The sequence below is a fragment of the Luteibacter sp. GL_149 genome (genome assembly GCF_057834065.1).
This window is the reverse complement of sequence record NZ_CM174395.1, coordinates 779,612-800,191: the sequence shown is the minus strand read 5'-3', so window position 1 is coordinate 800,191 and position 20,580 is coordinate 779,612. Positions and strand designations below refer to the sequence as shown.

Below are 20,580 nucleotides of genomic sequence, written 5' to 3'. Positions count from 1 at the left end.
CAACGCACCCGAACAACGGTCGTTCTCTCCCCTGAGGCATCTGGCTCTATTTTGGCCCCGCCAAAATAGAGCTTCATTAGAAGCGTTCTGTCCGAATTGGAAAACACGCTGCCTTCCACCTTCTTACCCCCTATGGCCTTGCCGGCCTCAGCAAGCCGGGCCAGGAGGCGATAGCCTTCGACCAGGTACCAGACGTTAACAACACCGAGAAAAAATAATTAGAATTCCTATCACGTCAGACTCCCCTGGATTCAGAGCAGGAACTCATAATTGGGGGGCCTCGCTTAGGCACCATGTCTACTCGTCGGTTATTCAGCCGCCAGCATGCGCCGCCGCACGCGCGATCAATTCATCGTCGGGTCGCACGCCGGTGTATAGCACGAACTGCTCCACGGCCTGCAACGCGATCACCTCGGCGCCGGTAATCACGGCCTTGCCTTTCGATCGCGCCAGTTTGATCAGCGGCGTTTCGGCTGGCAGCGCGACGACGTCGAACACGAGCGTTGCTTGTTCCACCTGCTCGACACTGAAAGCCAGGCGCTCGGCGTCGGGACCGCCCTCCATGCCGATGGGCGTGACGTTGATCAACAGATGCGCCTGCACATTCTGCGTATCGGGTGCCCAGGCGTAACCGCACGTGTCGGCCAGCTTGCGACCGGCCACTTCGTTTCGCGCAATGATGGTGCCCTGCCTGAAGCCAGCGTCGCGCAACGCGCAGGCGACCGCGTTGGCCATGCCGCCGCTGCCGCGCAGCGCAAGGACCGTGTCCGGCAATACGCGGTGCCGCTCTATCAGTTTGGCGACCGCTATGTAATCGGTGTTGTATGCGCGCAAGACTCCGTCGTCGTTAACGATGGTATTGACCGACTCGATGGCCGCCGCCGACGCGGCGATCTCGTCCAGCAGCGGAATGCATGCTTCCTTGAATGGCATTGAGACCGCGCAGCCACGAATACCCAGCGCCCGTACGCCGCCGATCGCCGCTGGCAGATCCTTGGTGGTGAATGCCTTGTAGACGTAATCCAGGTCCAGCGCGTCGTACAGGAAATTATGGAAGCGCGTACCGAAATTGCCCGGACGCCCGGATAGCGACATGCATAGCTTGGTATCGCGGTTGATGCTTTTCGACATTTATTCTTTCCTGTGACAAGCCTCTGTGCAGGCCGGCAACCAAGCGTGACGCGCGATACCCGGCGCCTCGTGAAAGGCCGGAAAGCCTGTCAGGATGCCATCAAGGAAACCCGCTTTCAACGTCACCGCAAGGCAGCGCACCGACCATGCCCGGTGCGCTGCCTGCTTGCGCCTGACTTAAGTTCACCTCGTGTCAGGCCGCAAAGCATCGGTGGCAGCGGCCAACCTGCGCGATGCTTCGTCCACCGCCTGTGCCGTACGGGTTACCGCGGCACGTGCATCGTTCCACTTGCGCTGGTCGATCGCATCGCGAATCGCGGGTAACGTCGATACCTCATAACCTTCTTTAATACTGGGCGCCGCCAGAAGATGGCGATACCAGGGACGGCCGGACAGCCCTTCGCCGAGCAGCGCGGGCTCTACCTGGCGCAAGGCATCGTTGGTTCGACGCAAAGCTTTTGTTCCAGCCAACGCGCCGGCTTTTTCGTAGCTTGCATAAGCGCGATCGTATACCTGCGCGCTATCGGCGAAGCGACGTTGCGCATCGCGCAATGCGTCCAGGTCGATAGCGGGAACATCGTCTTCCAGACGCCCGGGCCCTGCCTGTCCGCGCCAGCTCACCGCCGCCAGCGCATACGCGTGACTATCCAGCAAGGCATTGTGCTTACGCGCCTGTTCGCCGAGTTTTCGGTTATATGCCTGCAACGCATCGATATCCTTGCCGAGCGCATTCGCCTGATCGGTATAACGCCAGGGCAGGAGATCGGCATTGGCGACGCGCAGCACGACCCGTGCATCCGTCTTCGCCAGTGCACCGATGTACTTCAGGCCCGGATCGCCGAAACGCTGATAATGGGCGTAGCTGTCGTACAGCGAGTGATAGATCGGTACGCTTTGCTCATCCCCGTCGCGGTCGTAACCGTAGCGTACGTGCAACGATGGAATGCCAAGGTGGTGCGTGAAGGCGACGAAGTCCGATCCTGTACCGAGCGGAGACAGCGGCAAGTCGTTCGCCGGATCGGGACCTTTCCCCTCGCCTGCCGCCACGGCGAGCTTCGCACGCAGACGCTCTTCGACACTCGCTCCCGTTTCCGGATCGCGCACGTCGGCGGCGACACCGCCGATCAATCGCGCCAGTGCCGGAGCACCTGCGGCACTGAGGAATCCGCGGCTCGTGGTGTCGTTATTGAGATAGAACACGGCTTTGCGACGTAGCTCGTCGGCATGTTTATCGGTCCACGCACGCGAACCGAGGATGCCGAGTTCTTCACCGTCCCAGCTGGCGAAGACCAGTGTTCGCCGCGGTTTCACGCCCTGCCGATACAGCTCGCCGATGGCTTTCGCTTCGGCAAGCATGGCGGTCGTACCGGCCAGGGGATCCCATGCACCGAATACCCACGCATCGTGATGCACCCCGCGCAGTACCCACTGATCCGGCTCGTCGCTGCCACGCAGGGTGGCGATGACGTTGTACAGCGTTTCCCAATGCCAGTCCGATGTCACCGCCAGGTGCGCCCGAGCCCCACTGCCACCGATGTGGTACGCGAAGGGCAAGCCGCCCTGCCAGCGCGCCGGCACCTCTGGACCGCCCAGCGCCCGGAGGAAGACTTCAGCGTCGCCATAGCCAATGGTTACTACAGGAATGGACTGGCCGGGCAATTTCTTCTGCGCCCGAATCCGCGCGCCGGCGCGGGCATCGAGCGTGTCGTCGATGCCAAGCGTGCCGCGCTGGATAGTACGTGGCGTACGCCACGCGCCTTGCGGATAGACATCGCCTTTGATGTAGCCGTCTTCACCCGGATCGGAAAAGATCACGATGCCGACAGCGCCGTGTTTCTCCGCCAGACGCGGTTTCACCCAGCGACCGGCACCGCTGGAACGCACCAGTACGATCTTGCCTTTGACGTCGAGACCCGTCCTCGCCAGTTCGTCGTAGTCGGCCGTCAATCCCTGGTTGACGTAAATCAGCGGCGCGCTTACGTCGCCATCGGCGCTATACGCTTCCATGCCCGGCAAGACATCCTTGCGTTGTGCCGTATCGGGGTCGCCTTCGACGGGGGGCTCGGTGAAGTCCGCCGCATAAGGATGCTCTCCCAGCAGTTCGAACGTTTGCCGATCCGGATAAGCGACAAGCACCCGGAACGTCTCGACACGCGCGTCCCAGCCGAACTGACGAAACTGAGAGGCTATGTAATCGGCATTCTCCTTGTTGTGCATCGAGCCGATGTGATTGGGCGCCGACGTAAGCCGCTTCAACCATCCGTCGAGGTCGGCGCTATCGATACCTGCATCCACGCGACGTTCCATTACTCGCTGCTGCTCGCCGTGCGCACCGATGAATCCGTAAGGCGGCGGAACGGGCGTGGACTCCTGAGCCCAGGCTGCTATCGCCGTCAGCAGGAGAACCGCTGTCGCGGCAATCGACCTCGATGAATGGAAAGAACGAATCATTGTTTCTTGACCTCGATAGCTCGATGCGGGTGCGCAGCGATCAGAACTTGTAAGTGACACGACCGTAGTAATAGGCACCGTTCCAGCTCATCGGCGAGAACAAGCTATACAGGAAGTTGCCGTTCGTGGAGTTGGCGTAGATCACCTGCTGAGGATGCGCATTGGTGACGTTGTCGCCGCCCACCGTGAAAGTCCATCGATCGAGGCGATAGTCCACCGAAAGATCGAGCGTCCAGCGCGACGCGAAGGTCTGGTCGAGTTGCGGCCCGCTATTGCTGTACACGGTATAGCTGCCGTAACCATTGACGTTCGCATGCGCTGCCCACCGCTGGTGCAGATAGTCCAGCCCCAGATCGAGCTTGGTACGCGGATTGGTATCGCCCAGCAAACCCAGTCGCTCGCGACGCTCCACACGCTGCACGGCCACGCCAAGCTGATCGAGGATCGCCGGATTGGGCTTTACCGAAAGCACCTTGTTCTGGTTATAGGACCAGCTCAGCGTGGTGTTCAACCGATCGCCGTTACTGAAATCGAAACCATACTGGCTGACCACATCGACACCGCGCGTGCGCGTATCCACCGCATTGGTGAAGTAACGAAGCGACTGATAGTTGGCATCAATACCGTTACCGGCGAGATAGCTTGCCACCTTTGGCGTATTCACCGGAATATTCGAGGACAGGTTGATGCGATTGGTGATCTTGATCCAATAAGCATCCACGCTGAGCTGCCACGCATCGATCGGATTGAGCACCACGCCCACGGTCGCGCTTCGCGACTTCTCGGGTTTGAGCTTTTCCGCGCCTAGCAGTTGCGCCACTGGCGCGTCGACCGGGAAGGTGCCCGACTGGACCAACACCTGACCATGGCCAAGGTCCTGAAGCTGGCTGGACACATCGGCGTAGTGCTGCTGCACCAGGGTCGGTGCGCGGAAGCCGGTGGAAACCGTACCGCGTACGGCCACCCGTGGCGTGAAATCGAAACGGCCGGACAGCGATCCGGAAGTCGTCTTGCCGAAGTCGCTGTAATCCTCGTGCCGACCCGCCAGCGATACGGCGAAGCGATCGGTAAGATTGGTTTCCAGATCGATGTATTCGGACACGTCGTGACGCTGCCAGCGACCGGAGCTATTGCCGGTGATACCGCCGTTCGAACCGTACTGCGAATACACATCGCCCGGTGTCACCTGATAGGTCTGCCGCAGATACTCGGCACCGAACGCGACCGACACCGGATTGGGCAGCCAGCCGGGGCGGAATTCCTTGCTCAGATCCAGATTGACGACGTCCTGCGAGCTCTTATATGTCGCACCGACGATAGAGAATGGCGTGTATCCATATGTGCGATACCAGTCCGCATTGATCTGATCGAAGCGCGATCGGTAACGATTCTTGCCATAGTTAAGCGAGAAGTCGTAATGCCATCCGTCGCCCACTTCACCGCGCACGCCACCCACCACCGACAGGTCGTCGACAATGGGCGTCGCCAGCGGCAGATAGCCATTGGGATAGATGGATCGTACGTTGGTCGAATCGTTGCGATGACGGTATAGCAACGCGCTTTCGGCACGGTCGCGCCGATACAGCGCGAAGCCGTAAACCTCCACGGCCTTGCTGAAGTCGTACTCCGCGTTCACACCGAGCTTGGTCGACTTCACGGCCGGGTCGCCCAGGCGATACACCTTCTGTCCATAGGTACTGCCCACCGCCGACGCACCAAGATCGCGACCGGCACGATTGGTGTCATCGTCGTTGGCGAATTCCCCCGAGACATGCACGAAACCCTTGTCTCCCAGCTTGAATCCGGCGTCGCCCGAAAGCTGCCGCTGCTTGCCATCGCCCTTGCTGTAACCGCCGTACTGAGCGCTGACGCTGCCACCCTCGCCACCCTTCTTCAGGATCACGTTGATGACGCCGCCGATGGCATCCGAGCCATAGCGCGCCGATGCGCCATCGCGCAGCACCTCGATGCGTTCGACCGCCGAGATCGGTATCGCGTTGATATCCACCGGATTGGAACCGCGACCTATCGCACCGCCCAGATTGAGGAACGAGCCGGCGTGCTGGCGCTTGCCGTCGATAAGGACCAGAACCTGATCGGGACTGAGCCCGCGCAACGTCACCGGACGCACCACCTCGGCACCGCTGATGGTGGTGGGCTGCGGAAAACTGATCGATGGAACAAGTCGGGCCAGCGCCGCACCCAGCTGATTGCTGCCCGAGCTCTGCAGCTGATCCGACGAGATCACATCCACCGGCTGCAGCGAGCTGCTGACCGTGCGGTCGGTGCTTCGCGTGCCGGTAACGATCACGGCGTCCAGTTTTGCGGGGTCTTTTGCGGGGACTTCCTGCGCCAGCAGAGGCTGGCTCAACCCAAGCGCGGAAGCGATGCCCAGCGCCAAAACACGCGGGACCGGGCGAATTGCATGGTGCATCCTGAACTCCTGAAGCCGATAGCTATCGGTAATGGATGCGCCAGCCATGTCCATAAAAAAACCCGCGTCGGACTGGCCGGCGCGGGTTTGGTAAGCGGGAAAGGCCTATAGGGCCAACGGTCAGCAGACCGTCTTCTCCACACTTATTCCGCGCGCAAACAGGCCACGACAACAGTCGGCGGCAAGGTTTGCGGTACGCGGAAAATGAATGTTCACGGGGCGACTATAGGGATATATGAAATTCGTGTAAAGAGCGGATGGACGTCCATACGACCGCTTGCCCGTGGCAGACCGCCGTAACTCGTCGGTTCCGTTACTTATGGCTCTTCACGTATTACCGGGGACGAACTGACGCGCCTGGCCGCTCTTTGGTTGAGGACAGTCGTTCGGCCGCTCGTGTTATCAGCGGCATGGCCGGCTCACGCTCGTGCCTCGGGGAAGCCGCGACCGGGTTGGCCCTTGGGGCCTTCGGCGCCGTCCCTGCGGGAGCGGGCCGTAGCGCCGCTTTCGCTCCGTCAGTGGGGTATCGCGGCCCTCGGCTAAGGCGGCCCCAAGGGCCAACCCGGCCACGGCACCGGCGACTGCGGTTTGTTGCGAGGAGAGCGCGCGCCGAGCAGGTGATGGGACCGGACCAGATACGGTCACCACCGGTCATGCGTCACGCGCTGCTTTCCTCCACGTCACCGCAACACCCGGAAGAGCCGTCGGCCACCGCCCTCGACGCGACTTGCGGAACCGAGCGCGGCGGGCGGAAAAGGCCCGAAGGGGGCGGACCAGGACGGTCCGCCGTTTTCGCTGAGGCAGGAGCCGAATCGAAAACCCCCGCCCGCCGCGCGGGCGCGACGGGGCGCAGCCATTAAAACACCAGCCGCGCAGCGGCTATCCCTTCCCGAGCGACGGTGAAGCCGGAGCGTCGAAGGCGGTGGCCGACGGCTCTCCCCGAAACGTCCCAGCGCGAACGCGATGGCGAAGCCGAGCCAAACTAACCCGCCGACTCAGTCGCAGCCCCGCGCGCAGCGATCGAACGCTTTATGAGAATAAGCACCCGCTTGCGCGCCGGTTCCGAGAAATAGCGCTCGACGATAGCGCCGAGCGCAAATGCAATCGCCAGCGTCGGGAAATACCAGAGCCACGCCAACGGCATGCCAAAACCCGTGCTCTTCGCCACGGCAACGACACCGAAGACCACGAACATATGGGTCAGGTAGATCTCGTAACTCCAGCGTCCGGGTGCCGCCAGCCACGCGAAGGCTCGCGGGACTTTCGAGCCTTCCGGCATGGCGTGGGCCGCGAGGATCAGGCAGCCTGCCGATAACGTCAGCACCAGCATGTAGCTATCGTGGATGGTTCGCCAGAGCCAGCCACCGGAGAACATGATCGTCAGGAATCCCAGCGCGCCGACAACGACGAGAACGCGGCGAGCCATCGTGCCGGGTTGCCAGCGCATGCTCAGCATGGCGGTGAGAATGCCGGTCGCAATAGCGGCCATACCGGGCAGGTATGCCTTCTCCTGCCAGATCTCGTTGTCTGCGTTCATCGCGTGCAGCCACGGTAGTGCCAGTGCAAGTACCGCGAGTGCAAGAACGAAAGCGCGCGTTCGTCCCAGTGTCAGGCATACCAGCGGGAACGCGAGGTAGAACACTTCCTCGACGGACAGCGACCACAGCACGTCCCAACCGCCTGGCAGGTAGCCCGTGCGTCCCTCATAGACATTGAGCGTAAACGTAAACGCCGAGGCGATCGCGCCGCCCAACGATTGCCCTTCGCGCTGGATGACGTAGTTGTCCACGCCCGCGAGATGGAAGATCGAAAGGACAGCCACCAGAACAAGCAGACAGGGAACGATGCGTGCGACGCGCCGGGCATAGAAGTCGCGCATGTCGATGGCGGCGAAACTGCCGCTTCTATCCAGCGTGTGCCGTGCGATCAGAAAACCCGAGATCACGAAGAACACGAACACCGCTTCGTAACCGTTGTAGATCAGTCCCTTGAGGAGCGGCGTGGGCAACCAGGCCGCCAGATCGGTCTTGTGCAACGGAAGTCGCAGGCCGAGATGATGCATCACGACGAACAGAATGCTCGCACCGCGCAGCGCGTCGATACCGGCATTTCGCGAGCGCGTCGCGCCCCTTCCCGACTCCAGCATGCGACTCCCCAGACCTGATGTGCGACGCGAGTCTAGCAGTCGATCGGAGATGTGCCTGAAAGACCCCTCTTTTCAAAAAGGCCCGATCCGGGCATCATGTGAATGAGATTGATTCGCATTTATAGTGGCGACATAACCGCGCCACGCCAGGGATACCCAATGCAGACGACCACCCCAAGAAACGCCTTGCCGGCGCTGATGGCCACGCTTTTGCTGCCTGCGTCAGCCATCGGCCAGACACTTCCCTCCGATAGCGGCGACGCGCAGAAAGCGGTCCAGCTCGCTCCCGTCGCAGTCCGCGGCCAGACCCTCGACGAAGGCTATACGCGTACCGATGCCGCCGCCGGCACCAAAACGGACACGCCGCTGATAGAAACCCCGCAGGCGGTGTCCGTCATCTCCGCGGCACAGCTCCTGGATCAGGGCGTACTCACGGTTCAGGACGCCCTGCGTTATTCCGCCGGCGTCCGTTCGGATGCCTACGGCGTCGATAGCCGCGGCGACGATGCCTTCGTGCGCGGTACGTCGTTCACCCAATACCTCGACGGCCTGCGCCAGTACTTCGGCGGCAGCTACGCACGGACCGAGCCGTATTTCCTCGACCACATCGAAGTCGTACGCGGTCCGTCGTCCGTGCTGTACGGCCAGGGCACCACGGGTGGCCTGATCGCGCTGAATTCGAAGTTGCCGCAGTCGACACCCATGCATGAAGTGGACGTGCAGTTCGGCAACTACGCCCGCAAGCAGATCGCGTTCGACTTCACCGGCCCGCTGGACGACAAGGGGCACTGGAACTATCGCCTGATCGGCGTGGCGCGCGATTCGAACTCGCAGATGGACCACGTGCCCGACGACCGCAAGGCGCTCGCACCGTCCGTATCGTGGACACCGGACGAAAACACGCGCTGGGTGTTGCTGGCCAATCTCCAGTTCGATCGCAATGGCACGACGCTGAACTTCCTGCCGCATTCGGGCACCTTGCTGCCCAATCCGAACGGACGCATTCGTACGAATCGCTTCGCCAGCGAACCCGGTTTCGACCGTTACAACACGGATCAGCGTTCGTTCTCGTCGTTGTTCGAACATCGCTTCGACGATACGTGGAAGTTCTCGCAGAACCTGCGTTATTCGCATGACAACGTGGACTACCGGTCGCTCTATCCCAACGTCTATTCCCAGCCGGGCAATCCATTCCTCGACGAGGCGCAGCGGGAAGTGACACGTTACAGCTACGTGTCGATCAACCGGCATCGCCGGTTCGTCACCGACACGCATGCGGAAGCGGACTTCGACTTTGCCTCGATGCATCATCGCGTGCTGATCGGCGTGGACGCGGGTAGCTCCCATACAGACAGCCGTCAGGGCTCGGGTTTCGATGCGACACCTTTCGACCTGTACGCACCTGTATACGGCAACGGTTTCACCCCGCCCGATATTTTCAGGGCACCTACCAGCCGCACGAAGCAAACCGGCGCTTACCTTCAGGACCAGCTCGAGTTCGGCTCACACTGGCTGGCGACACTGGGCGTCCGCCACGACGACGCATCGACGAAGACCGAAGGCAGCCATACCATGAAAAATCAGGCGACCACGTCGCGCTTCGGCGTGATGTATCGCTTCGACAATGGAATCGTCCCTTACGTCAGCTATACCGAATCGTTCCAGCCACTGGACAGCCTCGACTTCTACAACCGTCCTTACGCACCGTTGCGCGGCAAACAATACGAGGCCGGGGTGAAGATCCAGCCGACCGGTACCAATACGCTGTTCACCGCCACCTGGTACGACCTGCGCGAGGAAAACCGTCTGGCCCCGGATCCGGCCAATCCGCTCAATCAGATCCAGGCCGGCCGCATGCACACGCACGGCGTCGAGCTGGAAGGATCCACACGCATCGCGAACCACGTCGATCTTCTGGCGACCTATACATGGACGAATGCGAAGCCCGACGACGGCACCACCGTGGCCGGCCTGCCGAAAAACCAGGCGTCGACCTGGGCGGTCTATCACGTGAACGCCGCGGACAGCGACGGCCTGAGCTTCGGCGCGGGTGCGCGCTATATCGGCAAGAACTACGACCAGAGCGGCACGCTGCGCATAAACGCGAAGACGCTGTTCGACGCCATGATCGCGTACGACACCGGCCCATGGCGGCTTTCCGTCAACATCGCGAACCTGACCGATCAGATTTACGAGGCGACCTGCCTTGATCGCGGCGACTGCTTCTACGGCCCTCGGCGCAGCATCGTGGGCAACGTGCGCTACCGCTTCTGACCAGCAAGAACTATCAAACCCTGGCCGCTGACGGCGGCTATCCTGTGGAATATCCGATCCATCGTGGAGTTCCAACATGGCCGCCGCCGAGAAAGCGCTCTGGTTCATCGAAACGCACTTCGCCACGGATATATCGCTGGCCGATGTAGCGACCGCGACCGGGGTATCGCAGTACCACCTTTCAAGGCTGTTCCAGGCAACCACCGGCTGGTCCGTCATGAAGTACATGCGCGCACGACGTCTGAGCGAGGCAGCACAGGCACTCGCCAGCGGCGCCCGGGACATCCTCGATCTGGCACTTTCGTCCGGCTATGGCTCGCACGAAGCGTTCACCCGCGCGTTTCGCGACCAGTTCGGCATGCCCCCGGAAGCCGTGCGTCTGCGCGCATCGTGTGCCGACCTCCCGCTCGTGTCGGCCGTGAGAGGCGGCGCCCAGCCCGACTGGCCCGTCGAAACCCCGCGTATCGAAGTATCCGGAGCCCTGCTGATCGCTGGCAATGCGGGCCGATACAACAAATCGACTGGCGCCGGCATACCCGCGCAATGGCAGAAACTCAACCTGAGTGCCGATGGTCCGTTACTCGAAGGGCGCGTCACATACGGGGTGTGCTGCAACGACGACGACGAGGGCAACTTCGAATACGTCGCCGGTTTCGAGGTACCGAGTTTCACGGATGTCGGCAATCGCGCGCACATCCGCGTTCCGGCAAGACACTACGCGGTCGTGCGGCACGCCGGCCATATTTCTTCCATCCATCGCACATGGCAGGCCATGCTTTCGGTAGCTCTTCCCGACGCGGGACTGGAGCTTGCCGATGGCCCGAGCTTCGAACGTTACGCTCCCGATTTCGACGGACGGACCGGGGTCGGCGAAGTCGACATCTGGTTGCCCCTGGCCCCGTGACTCAAGGAAAACGCAATATGCGCTCGTATCTATGTGTCCTGCTATTTGCCGCTTCGATCGTTTCCACGTCGCAAGCCGCCATCGTCGGCGAAATACACCGGACGACCACCACGCCGACGGCGGCACTACGCAACGCCAGCCACGATGCCACATTGCGCGTCACCATCTGGTATCCGGCGGCAGCCGGAGCCATCGAGAAGCCACTGGAAATCGGACCTCCCGGCAATCCTCTGTTCGTATCCGGCAGCGCGGCTGCGGACGCGGCGTTTGCCGAAGGCGCCCATCCGGTGATCCTGCTATCGCATGGGTTTGGCGGAAGCGCACACATGATGGGATGGTTGGGTACGGAACTGTCCCGCCACGGATACGTCGTCGTCGCCGTCGACCATCCCGGCAACAATGCGCTGGGGCCCATGACGGCAGCCGGCGCACTGCTCTGGTGGGAGCGTGCCGAGGATCTGAAAGCCGCGCTTCGCTTAGCCGAAAGCGATCCGGTCGCCGGCCCGCACATCGACAGGAAAAGACTCGGCGTTGCCGGCTTCTCGGCGGGCGGATTTACATCGCTGGTTGCCGCTGGCGCGCGGGTCGATGTCGATCGCCTCGTACGCTTCTGCCACGCGCACCCCGCCGACGGGGTATGCATGCCGCAAAAGGAAGCACCCGAACTAACCGGCGAGGCGGTTAAGAGGGCGTCGCACGAACCCGCGATTGCCGCACAACTCCGGCACGCAGGCGCCGATCACTCCATTCCGGGGGTCCGTGCCGCGTACACGATAGCGCCGGCGATCGTGCAGGCACTGGATCCAGCGAGCCTGCGTGCTATCGATATCCCCGTACGCATCGTACTGGGCAATGCGGATATCACCGCACCTCCGTCGACCAATGGCGACGTTGCAGCAACGCTGCTGCCCCACGCCACACTGACTGCGCTACCTGACGTAAGTCACTACGACTTTCTGGGCACCTGCACGCAGGATGGTCGCAAGCTCGTTCCCCTGTGCGCACTGAAGCGACCGCAGGAAGACACACACAAGAAAGCACTCGATGCGGCAATCTCGTTCTTCGACGCCAGCATCTGACGAGGCGGCTCAGGCGGCGTGAAGGTGCAGGCCCAGCGCCCGGATAACCCGCATCACCGTGGCAAACCCGGGATGGCCCTTGGCCGACAGGGCGCGATACAGGCCTTCGCGCGAAATGCCGGTGTCGCGAGCAGTTTGCTCATACCGCGCGCGGGCGATGTCGCCCAGCACGGCACGGACGAGACTTCCGTCACCGGGGTCTTCCTCGAGGCAGGCATTGAGACCCGAAGAAGACATCCACGCTTCGGACCGTACGATCCGGCCGATCCGGACGACTGCCCCCCCCCTCGTCGGCACCCTGCCTGCATCGAAAACCACATGGGAGGCTGCGATGCGGGACGTATGGCGAAAGACCGGACGAGGGTTGGCATTGACCCTGTTCACGATGGGAAGCGTCGCGGTGGCGGCGTACGCGTTCACGTATTTCCGGATGCCGCACAACATCGGCAACCCCTTCGATGCCAATTTCGCAACATCGGGCTTTGACGTACCGGGTCACTTCTTCGGCGCGGGTCTCGCCTTGCTCCTCGCACCGCTCCAACTAAGCCGGACCATACGCCGGCGCTGGCCGCGCCTGCACCGGCTGGGTGGCTGGCTTTCGGCGGGAGGCATCCTGATCGGCGCGCTCTCGGGGTTGTCGCTTTCGACCCACTCGCAAGGGGGCGCCGCCAGCGGCATCGGGTTCGCGCTGCTCGCACCGACCTGGCTATTCGTCACGGGCAACGGCATCCGCTACGCGCTGGCGGGCGATACCGAACGCCATCGACGCTGGATGTCGCGCAGCGCGGCCCTGACGTTTTCCGCCGTGACCCTGCGCCTCATTCTCGCCGCCGGCGCCGTCCTCGGGATGCCATTCGGCGAAACCTATATCTTTGCGGCATGGGCGTGCTGGCCGATCAACCTGGCCGTCTGCGAGATCATACTGCGCTGGCCGGACCGACGCGCATCGGAAGCTATCGCATCAGTCGCCTGACAAGACCCCGCGGGATTCCCGCCGGCGATAAGCGCTCGGCGTATCGCCTGTCTGCTTCTTGAAAGCGGCGTTGAAGGTCGACTTCGACGTGAACCCCGAGGCATAGGCGATATCCAGGATGCTGCGCGAATCGTCCGGATCGGCGAGCCTCACGCGCACCGCTTCGATCCGCAGTCGATTGACGTACTCCCAGAAACAGCAGCCGAAACGGCGATTGATGACTGCCGACACGAGATACTCGGGATAGCCGCTGCGTTTCGCGACCTGCGCGATGGTCAGCGCCGGCTCGAGGTACAGAGCATCCGGCCCCTCCATCAACCGGGCCAGGCGTGCCTCGACGGCGGGAAAGCGCGCGTCGTCCCGGGCCGGACCATCTTCCGTCACGGGGCCGGCGGGGGCCGACTCTTCGGGTACCACGGGAGGCTGCCCCAGACAGTACCATCCCACCACGCAGATCCATGCCGCGACCGCGCCGTACAGCAATCCGTAGTCGACACCGGGAATCTTCACCAGCCATTGGGCCAGGGCGATCAGCCAGATAACGATCTGGAAACCCGCCATCGCGTCGATCCAGTACAACGACATACGATCCGCGTCCGAGCGTCGCTCCCTCAACGCGCGCCGGTAACGATGGACACGGGCCAGGGCGGCGACAACATAGGAAAGGCCATACGCGAACAGCGCCACATTCATCCATGGCGCGGTGATGCCTCCACCTGCCGCCAGATGATCGAACAGCACCTGCGCCGTCGCGCGATCGACGAAAATCAGATCCGCGTTGCTGGCAAGCAGTACGGCGAAACCCGTGAAATGCAGCAGGTCGCGAATACGAAAGCCCTGTACTCGCGTCAGGGCGCGTACGTACAAATAGAAGAAGCTGCCGTAGAACAGCGGAAACAGTCCGACGAAGCGATACGCACGCAACCACGCAGCGTCCGGCGCATGCCAGTAGATCGCCTTCACGGCGAGATCGAGACCGATCAGCGCCACCCACGCGGCGAGTACGCGATTGGCCCGCGCATTGGCCGGCCGCCTCCACAGCGCAAGAGCCAGCAGCACCGCCTGCAAGGCGGCGGCGCTATAGATGAATACCCAGGCGGTCATGAGGTGGACATGCACTCTTGATTCGGTGAAGACGCTTACGATCCTCGCCGAAAGCGGGCCGGCCGTCATCCATTACTTCCCGCATCCCGTCGCTCCGGGAGACCGGCGTGAATCGTCTGTCTACACCGGCGGCGTTAAACTGGGTATCGCCACCCCGCCGGAAGCAACCATGCCACCACACGCCCGAACGGGAGGTCGCCGACCGGAAACCACGCCGCCGCTCGGTATCCGGGAACGGCTGGGCGCACTGGCCAACGTGCCGCCGTTCATCAAGGCGGTCTGGCAGACCAGCCCGCTGCTGACCATCGAGAACCTGGTCCTGCGCCTGCTGCGCGCGCTGTTGCCGGTCGTCACGCTCTTCGTCGGCAAGCTGATTATCGACGAGGTGACCCATCTCATCGCCGGAGGCGCCCGACACGGCAGTGCGAGCGAATGGCTGTCCAGCGGCGAACTCGACCGGCTCTGGTGGTTGCTCGCGCTGGAGTTTTCGCTGGCGGTCGTCGCCGATCTGCTGGGGCGCTTGGTTTCGCTGGTGGATTCGCTGCTCTCCGAACTCTATGCCAACGCGACCAGCGTCCAGCTGATGGAGCATGCGGCAAGCCTCGACCTGGAAGATTTCGAGGACGCCGACCTGCAGGACCGCCTCGATCGCGCGCGTCGCCAGGTGGCCGGTCGCAGCGGCCTGCTGTCTCAGTTGTTCGGGCAAGCGCAGGACATGGTCACCATTGTCAGCTTTGCTGTGGGCCTGTTCGTCTACGCCCCCTGGCTGATCCTGCTGCTGCTCGTGGCGCTGGTGCCTGCCTTCCTCGGCGAAATGCACTTCAACGCGAAGAGCTACGCCGTCAGCTACGAATGGACGCCGGAGCGACGCGAACTCGATTACCTGCGCATGGTGGGTGCAAGCGCGCAGACCGCCAAGGAAGTGAAGAGCTTCGGCCTGAACAACTTTCTGATTGCCCGTTACCGCGAGCTGTCGAAAGCCATGTACGCGGCGAACCGGAAAATCGCCGTGCGCCGCGCGGCATGGGGCGGGCTTTTCACCACGATAGGCACGCTTGGCTACTACGCCGCCTATGCACTGATCGCGTGGCGTACGGCGCGCGGCGAATTCACCATCGGCGACCTGACCTTCCTGTCCGCGTCGTTCCGCCGTTTGCGCACGCTTCTGGAAAGCTTGCTCGCCGGTTTCTCGCAACTCGCGGGACAGGCGCTGTATCTGGACGACCTGTTTTCGTTCTTCCGCATCCAGCCGGAAATCCACTCGCCCGAACACCCGCGCCCCTTTCCCGAACCCATTATTGAAGGCTTCCGTTTCGAAGGCGTGGGTTTCCGCTATCCCGGCGCCGAGCGCTGGGCGGTACGCGATCTGTCTTTCACGCTTCGCGCGGGCGAAGTGCTTGCGCTGGTCGGCGAAAACGGTGCGGGCAAGACCACCATCGTGAAGTTACTGTCGCGGCTTTACGACCCCGACGAAGGACGCATTCTTCTCGACGGTCACCCGCTCGCCGAATACGACCTGGAAGCACTGCGCTCGCACATCGGCGTCATCTTCCAGGACTTCGTCCGCTATTACCTGCGAGCCTCGGAAAACATCGCCGTGGGCCGCATCGAAGCGCGCGACGACATGCAACGTATCGAGGACGCTGCCCAACGTAGTCTGGCCGACGACGTCATTGCACGGCTACCCAAGGGCTACGAGCAAATGCTCGGCAAGCTGTTCAAGGGTGGCGTCGACCTGTCCGGTGGCGAGTGGCAGAAGATCGCAATCGCACGTGCCTACATGCGGGCCGCTCCGCTGCTTGTACTGGACGAACCCACGGCAGCACTCGACGCCCGTTCGGAGTATGGCGTTTTCCAGCGATTCAAGGACCTTTCCGAAGGAAAGACCGCGGTCATCATTTCGCATCGCTTCTCAACGGTTCGCATGGCAGATCGCATCCTGGTCCTCAGCCAGGGTCGAGTTGTCGAAGTCGGCAGCCACGACGAGCTTGTCGCCGCAGGCGGCTATTACGCCGAGCTGTTCGAACTGCAGGCCGCGGGCTACCGCTGAGGCGTAATGAAGAGGACCCGGTATGCCGGGTTCTCTTCGCCCCGGATGTAACGAACGCTAAGGTTCGTCACCGGACTGTCACGAAATATACATTCCACGGTGAAAGTATCGCCCCCTTAACAGCCTGGCGCATTCGAGCGTCGGCGCTCGACTATCAGGGGACGATACGTGCTGAAGAAATCATTGCTTGCGCTTGCACTGGGCGTGGCGTTATCGAGTACCGCATGGGCTACGCCCGGCGACAACACCGACATCGACACGGCGGGCAAGGCGAAGCCGGCGGCTGTCGATCTCGATGCGGTATCGGTCATCGGTACGGGCGAGTCGCGGCAAGTGCAGCGCGTGCGCCCGAAAGACCTGGCCGTTCTTCCGCCCGGCACCAGCGTGCAGAAAGCGCTCAACATTCTCCCGGGCGTCAATGCCCAGTCGGTCGACGCGCTCGGACTCAACGAGCAGTCGCTGACCATGAGTCTGCGCGGCTTCAACTCCACGCGCCTCGGATACACGCTCGACGGCCTGCCGCTGGGCGATAGCGCGTACAACAATTACAACGGCCTCAGCATCAGCCGCGCGTTGATCTCCGAGAACCTGGGCGGCGCGGCCCTTGCCGGCGGCATCGGCGCGCTGGGCACCGCATCCACCAGCGACCTTGGCGGCACGGTGGAATACACGACGAACGATCCCGCGAAGACGATGGGCGCGCGCGTCAGCCAAACCTTCGGCAGCGACAACACGAAGCGCTCCTTCGCCCGTTTCGACACCGGCGAGCACAACGGATTCTCGATGTACCTGTCCGGCATGCGCGCCACGTCGGACCTCTGGGCCGACCAGGGCGCGTACAACGAATCGACCAACAAACAATTCAACGGCAAGGCCGTCTACGACTTCGCCGGTGGCCGCATCACCGGCTTCGTCGATACGTCGCGCATGTCGCAGGCCGACAATTTCTATCTCTCCAAGAGCGAACTCGCGCGCGGACTTGGCTGGGACTGGGGCGGTTATGCGCCGGACTGGAAGAAAGCCGTAGGCAAGGCGTACTGCAACACCGCGACGCTCAACGCCAGACTTTGCGACAGCAGCGGCGCCGACAAGGATGCCGATGGCGCGTTCACCGCGGGCCAGATCCTCCGGTCGGACGACCTGTATTACCTCGCCGGCGACTTCTTCCCGACCGACGCCGTCACGATCCACGCTCAGATCTATCATCACGAAGACGCGGGCGAAGGCCACAACTGGACCAGTGGCACATGGTCCAACAAGGGTCAGCCGAACCAGTTGCCGATCGCCTTCCGCAATACGCTCTATGGCATCAACCGCACGGGCGCCGTACTGTCCGCCAGCTGGGACATCGGCATGCATCATGTCGAAGGCGGCGTCTGGTACGAAAACAATAACAACACATCGTCCCGCTATACGAGCAACGTCACCGGCCCGCGCGATCTAAGCGGCCCGGCTACCGGCCAACCCGACAACGGCGTATTCGCGCAGCGAACGCTGGTGATCACGCGCCAGGCCTATCTGCAGGACACGATGAAGTTCTTCGACGATCGCCTCACCGTCGACGCGGGCGTGAAAAGTCCGCACTCGTCGGCTGCGGCACAGGCGTTGCCGGGCATCGCGAAAAGCCCCATCTCGCCCACGTCGAACAATCAGTTCTCGACGGGAAAACTGTCGGCCAGCAAGGCGTTCCTCCCCGAGGCAGGTGTGCGTTACCAGATCGCGAAGGGCCAGGAAGCGTTCGTCAGCTATGCCCAGAACATCGCCATGTTCCAGGGCGGCCCGAAGCTCGGCCCGCAAGCCGTCAGTCAGGCCACCTGGGATAGCCAGGGCAATCTGCAACCGGAGAAATCGCGTTCGCTCGAAGCCGGATACCGGCTCGACCGCGATATGTACCAGGCCTCTGTCGCTGCATACAAAGTGCGCTTCGACAATCGCCTGCTCCAGTACAACCCGTGCGACTCGCGCCAGGCCGTCGGTCCGACCTGCGGCAATCGCTTCTACAACGTCGGCGGCGTCGACAGCCATGGTGTGGAACTGACCTTCGTCTGGTCGCCGGTCAGCTACTTCCAGTGGTACAACTCCGCGTCGTTCAATCGATCGACCTATGCGAACGATTACGTGCAAGGCGGTGTCGTCCAGCACACGAAGGGCAAGATCCAGACCGATACGCCGAACAAGCTCTTCGCGAGCGAAGTCAGCGTCAACTACGGAGGCTGGTTTGCCTCGCTACGCGGAAAATACACAGGCAAGCGTTATTACACGTACACGAACGACCAGGGCTTCGGTGGCTTCACCGTGTTCGATCTCGGTGCGGGTTACGACTTCGGTGCCACGGAGTTCGCGAAAGACGTCCGGCTCTCGTTCAATGTCACGAACCTGACCGACAAACGCTACGCCAGTAACCTCGACTCAAGCGCGTTCCTGCCGAGCGATCCGGCCGGCACCACGTATGTGTTCCACGGGTCGGCACCTGCCCAGGTGTTCGGCACGCTCGACATCCGGTTCTGAGGATGCGCGCGATCGCTCCGATCATCGTTTCGCTTTCGCTCCTGCCAGCCCTTGCGGCCAGCGTGGAGTTCGACACACCGCACCTGAGCAGCGCGAAAGGGACGGTGTCGGTCGAACTGGGCAGACAACGCTTCGTGAACCATGGGCTCGTCGGAGCGGGCCGCCTCTCGGCAGGCACCGTCGACTTCATGGGGGACACGCTGGGCTCGTTCTCTTCGCTCGCCATCGACAAGGCAAGCTGGAAGCGCATCGGCGACCGGTACGAAGGTGTGATGTGGACACTCCCCGATCGGGGTCGAAACGATCCCGGCGCGGGCCTGTTCTACGACTATGCCGCGCGGCTGCATCGCTTCCGCGTACGCGTCGCGCCGTATACGGGCAAGCCGCTTCCCGCCGATCGCGCGTCGCAACGCCAGGTCGATATCGTCCCCGATGGCGGGATCGTGTTGCGCGACTTCAGGGGTACGCCGTTCACCGGCGCGGACCCCGGCACAGGCACCCTCGTCGAGAACGGCATCACGCTACCCTCTCCGGCTAGCGGCATCGGCGTGGGGAAAGTATCGATCGACGCCGAATCCCTGCAATTCACGCCGGACGGTGACTTCTATGTCGGCGACGAGTATTCGGCCAGCGTGTTCCATTTCGACCCGAAGGGCCGGTTGACCGGCGTGATCGTACCGCCCGCCGCCGTGACGCCACGTCGCGACGGGCATATCGATTTCAACTCGCTCACACCGCCGCAGACGGGGCGACGCAACAATCAGGGTGTCGAAGGCATGTCGCTTTCGCCCGATGGCACACGCCTCTTCGTCGCATTGCAAAGCGCACTATTGCAAGACTCCGCCACCGGCGATGCGAGTGGACGCGCCGACACGCGCGTCATTGTCTACGACGTCGCCAACGATCCCGTACCGGCACAACCCATCGCGCACTACGTCGTCCAGCTTCCGACCTACAACGACGCAGGCAAAGGCAAGCCGGCCAACCGGACCGCGGCACAAAGCGAAATCCGCGCGATCAACGGGCATCAGTTCCTGATGCTCGCGCGCGACGGGAATGGGTTGGGTACCGACAATGACAAGCCCATCGTCTACAAGAGTGTCCTTCTCGTCGATACGGACGGCGCCACCAATCTTGCCGGCACAGCGTATGAAACCGATACGACGTCCGTGCTGCGCACAGCCGATAGCATCGCATTGAAGGCCGATATCGTTCCCGCGCACTGGGTCGAACTCATCAATATGCTTGCGCCGGCGCAGCTCAGCCGTTTCGGGATGAACGTCGCGACCACACCGAAGAACCAGCCAACGACGCTTTCCGAAAAATGGGAAGCCATGGACCTCGTGTCCGTGAGAGATGCGTCACACCCGGACGACTATCTGTTGTTCGTCGGTAACGACAATGACTTTATCGCTCGCCACTGTGTCATGCAGGGGCAAGCCTGCGATTCGACCTTCGATAACGACAACATGATTCTGGTGTACCGCCTTACCTTGCCCACGATGCAACGTAGCGGTCGCTAGCAC

13 protein-coding genes are annotated in these 20,580 nt (G+C 62.4%); 7 read left to right on the top strand and 6 right to left on the bottom strand.

Annotation, left to right across the window (positions count from 1 at the left end):
* Positions 1-312: 312 nt before the first annotated feature.
* The 4 genes from AC3IR3_RS03550 to AC3IR3_RS03535 all read right to left on the bottom strand — a co-directional run bounded on the left by AC3IR3_RS03550 (position 313) and on the right by AC3IR3_RS03535 (position 8,162).
* Entirely contained in the window at positions 313-1,131 is an 819-nt protein-coding gene (locus tag AC3IR3_RS03550; RefSeq protein WP_489195650.1) for a shikimate 5-dehydrogenase, read from the bottom strand.
* 183 nt (positions 1,132-1,314) lie between these two features.
* Complete coding sequence (locus AC3IR3_RS03545; RefSeq protein ID WP_489195649.1) at positions 1,315-3,582, bottom strand: transferrin receptor-like dimerization domain-containing protein; 2,268 nt, start codon at positions 3,580-3,582, stop codon at positions 1,315-1,317.
* Positions 3,583-3,622: 40 nt separating this feature from the next.
* Positions 3,623-6,016, bottom strand: a complete 2,394-nt coding sequence (locus tag AC3IR3_RS03540) for a TonB-dependent receptor plug domain-containing protein (protein ID WP_489195648.1) — start codon at positions 6,014-6,016, stop codon at positions 3,623-3,625.
* A 982-nt stretch (positions 6,017-6,998) separates the two neighbouring features.
* Complete coding sequence (locus AC3IR3_RS03535) at positions 6,999-8,162, bottom strand: acyltransferase family protein (RefSeq protein ID WP_489195647.1); 1,164 nt, start codon at positions 8,160-8,162, stop codon at positions 6,999-7,001.
* 159 nt (positions 8,163-8,321) lie between these two features.
* Between AC3IR3_RS03535 and AC3IR3_RS03530 the strand changes: the two genes are divergently transcribed.
* From AC3IR3_RS03530 to AC3IR3_RS03520, 3 genes are all read left to right on the top strand, one after another.
* Entirely contained in the window at positions 8,322-10,436 is a 2,115-nt protein-coding gene (locus tag AC3IR3_RS03530; RefSeq protein WP_489195646.1) for a TonB-dependent siderophore receptor, read from the top strand.
* Between the two features lie 76 nt (positions 10,437-10,512).
* Positions 10,513-11,340, top strand: coding sequence for an AraC family transcriptional regulator (locus AC3IR3_RS03525; RefSeq protein ID WP_489195645.1), 828 nt, complete (start codon positions 10,513-10,515; stop codon positions 11,338-11,340).
* 17 nt (positions 11,341-11,357) lie between these two features.
* The gene (locus AC3IR3_RS03520; protein ID WP_489195644.1) at positions 11,358-12,419 is read left to right on the top strand and encodes an alpha/beta hydrolase family protein; all 1,062 of its coding nucleotides are present in this window, start codon (positions 11,358-11,360) and stop codon (positions 12,417-12,419) included.
* A gap of 9 nt (positions 12,420-12,428) precedes the next feature.
* Here AC3IR3_RS03520 and AC3IR3_RS03515 read toward each other — a convergent pair whose 3' ends face one another.
* The gene (locus AC3IR3_RS03515; RefSeq protein ID WP_489195643.1) at positions 12,429-12,656 is read right to left on the bottom strand and encodes an addiction module antidote protein; all 228 of its coding nucleotides are present in this window, start codon (positions 12,654-12,656) and stop codon (positions 12,429-12,431) included.
* A 133-nt stretch (positions 12,657-12,789) separates the two neighbouring features.
* Between AC3IR3_RS03515 and AC3IR3_RS03510 the strand changes: the two genes are divergently transcribed.
* Positions 12,790-13,392, top strand: coding sequence for a DUF2306 domain-containing protein (locus tag AC3IR3_RS03510; RefSeq protein WP_489195642.1), 603 nt, complete (start codon positions 12,790-12,792; stop codon positions 13,390-13,392).
* Here the strand turns inward: AC3IR3_RS03510 and AC3IR3_RS03505 are convergent.
* Entirely contained in the window at positions 13,381-14,496 is a 1,116-nt protein-coding gene (locus tag AC3IR3_RS03505) for a helix-turn-helix domain-containing protein (protein WP_489195641.1), read from the bottom strand. The genes AC3IR3_RS03510 and AC3IR3_RS03505 overlap by 12 nt on opposite strands.
* A 169-nt stretch (positions 14,497-14,665) precedes the next feature.
* On the opposite strand from AC3IR3_RS03505, the gene AC3IR3_RS03500 reads away from it, so the two are divergent.
* From AC3IR3_RS03500 to AC3IR3_RS03490, 3 genes are all read left to right on the top strand, one after another.
* Positions 14,666-16,546 (top strand): ABC transporter ATP-binding protein, encoded by a 1,881-nt coding sequence (locus AC3IR3_RS03500; RefSeq protein ID WP_489195640.1) that lies wholly within the window; start codon positions 14,666-14,668, stop codon positions 16,544-16,546.
* Between the two features lie 171 nt (positions 16,547-16,717).
* Entirely contained in the window at positions 16,718-19,054 is a 2,337-nt protein-coding gene (locus AC3IR3_RS03495; RefSeq protein ID WP_489196868.1) for a TonB-dependent receptor, read from the top strand.
* Positions 19,055-19,056: 2 nt separating this feature from the next.
* The gene (locus tag AC3IR3_RS03490; RefSeq protein WP_489195639.1) at positions 19,057-20,577 is read left to right on the top strand and encodes an esterase-like activity of phytase family protein; all 1,521 of its coding nucleotides are present in this window, start codon (positions 19,057-19,059) and stop codon (positions 20,575-20,577) included.
* Positions 20,578-20,580: the final 3 nt, after the last annotated feature.

Excerpts from the sequence above, each read along its gene's own strand:
- AC3IR3_RS03545 (WP_489195649.1), bottom strand. The coding sequence starts at position 3,582 with ATGATTCGTTCTTTCCATTCATCGAGGTCGATTGCCGCGACAGCGGTT.
- AC3IR3_RS03530 (WP_489195646.1), top strand. The coding sequence starts at position 8,322 with ATGCAGACGACCACCCCAAGAAACGCCTTGCCGGCGCTGATGGCCACG.
- AC3IR3_RS03490 (WP_489195639.1), top strand. The coding sequence starts at position 19,057 with ATGCGCGCGATCGCTCCGATCATCGTTTCGCTTTCGCTCCTGCCAGCC.
- AC3IR3_RS03515 (WP_489195643.1), bottom strand. The coding sequence starts at position 12,656 with ATGTCTTCTTCGGGTCTCAATGCCTGCCTCGAGGAAGACCCCGGTGAC.
- AC3IR3_RS03520 (WP_489195644.1), top strand. The coding sequence starts at position 11,358 with ATGCGCTCGTATCTATGTGTCCTGCTATTTGCCGCTTCGATCGTTTCC.
- AC3IR3_RS03500 (WP_489195640.1), top strand. The coding sequence starts at position 14,666 with ATGCCACCACACGCCCGAACGGGAGGTCGCCGACCGGAAACCACGCCG.
- AC3IR3_RS03505 (WP_489195641.1), bottom strand. The coding sequence starts at position 14,496 with ATGACCGCCTGGGTATTCATCTATAGCGCCGCCGCCTTGCAGGCGGTG.
- AC3IR3_RS03550 (WP_489195650.1), bottom strand. The coding sequence starts at position 1,131 with ATGTCGAAAAGCATCAACCGCGATACCAAGCTATGCATGTCGCTATCC.
- AC3IR3_RS03535 (WP_489195647.1), bottom strand. The coding sequence starts at position 8,162 with ATGCTGGAGTCGGGAAGGGGCGCGACGCGCTCGCGAAATGCCGGTATC.
- AC3IR3_RS03540 (WP_489195648.1), bottom strand. The coding sequence starts at position 6,016 with ATGCACCATGCAATTCGCCCGGTCCCGCGTGTTTTGGCGCTGGGCATC.
- AC3IR3_RS03525 (WP_489195645.1), top strand. The coding sequence starts at position 10,513 with ATGGCCGCCGCCGAGAAAGCGCTCTGGTTCATCGAAACGCACTTCGCC.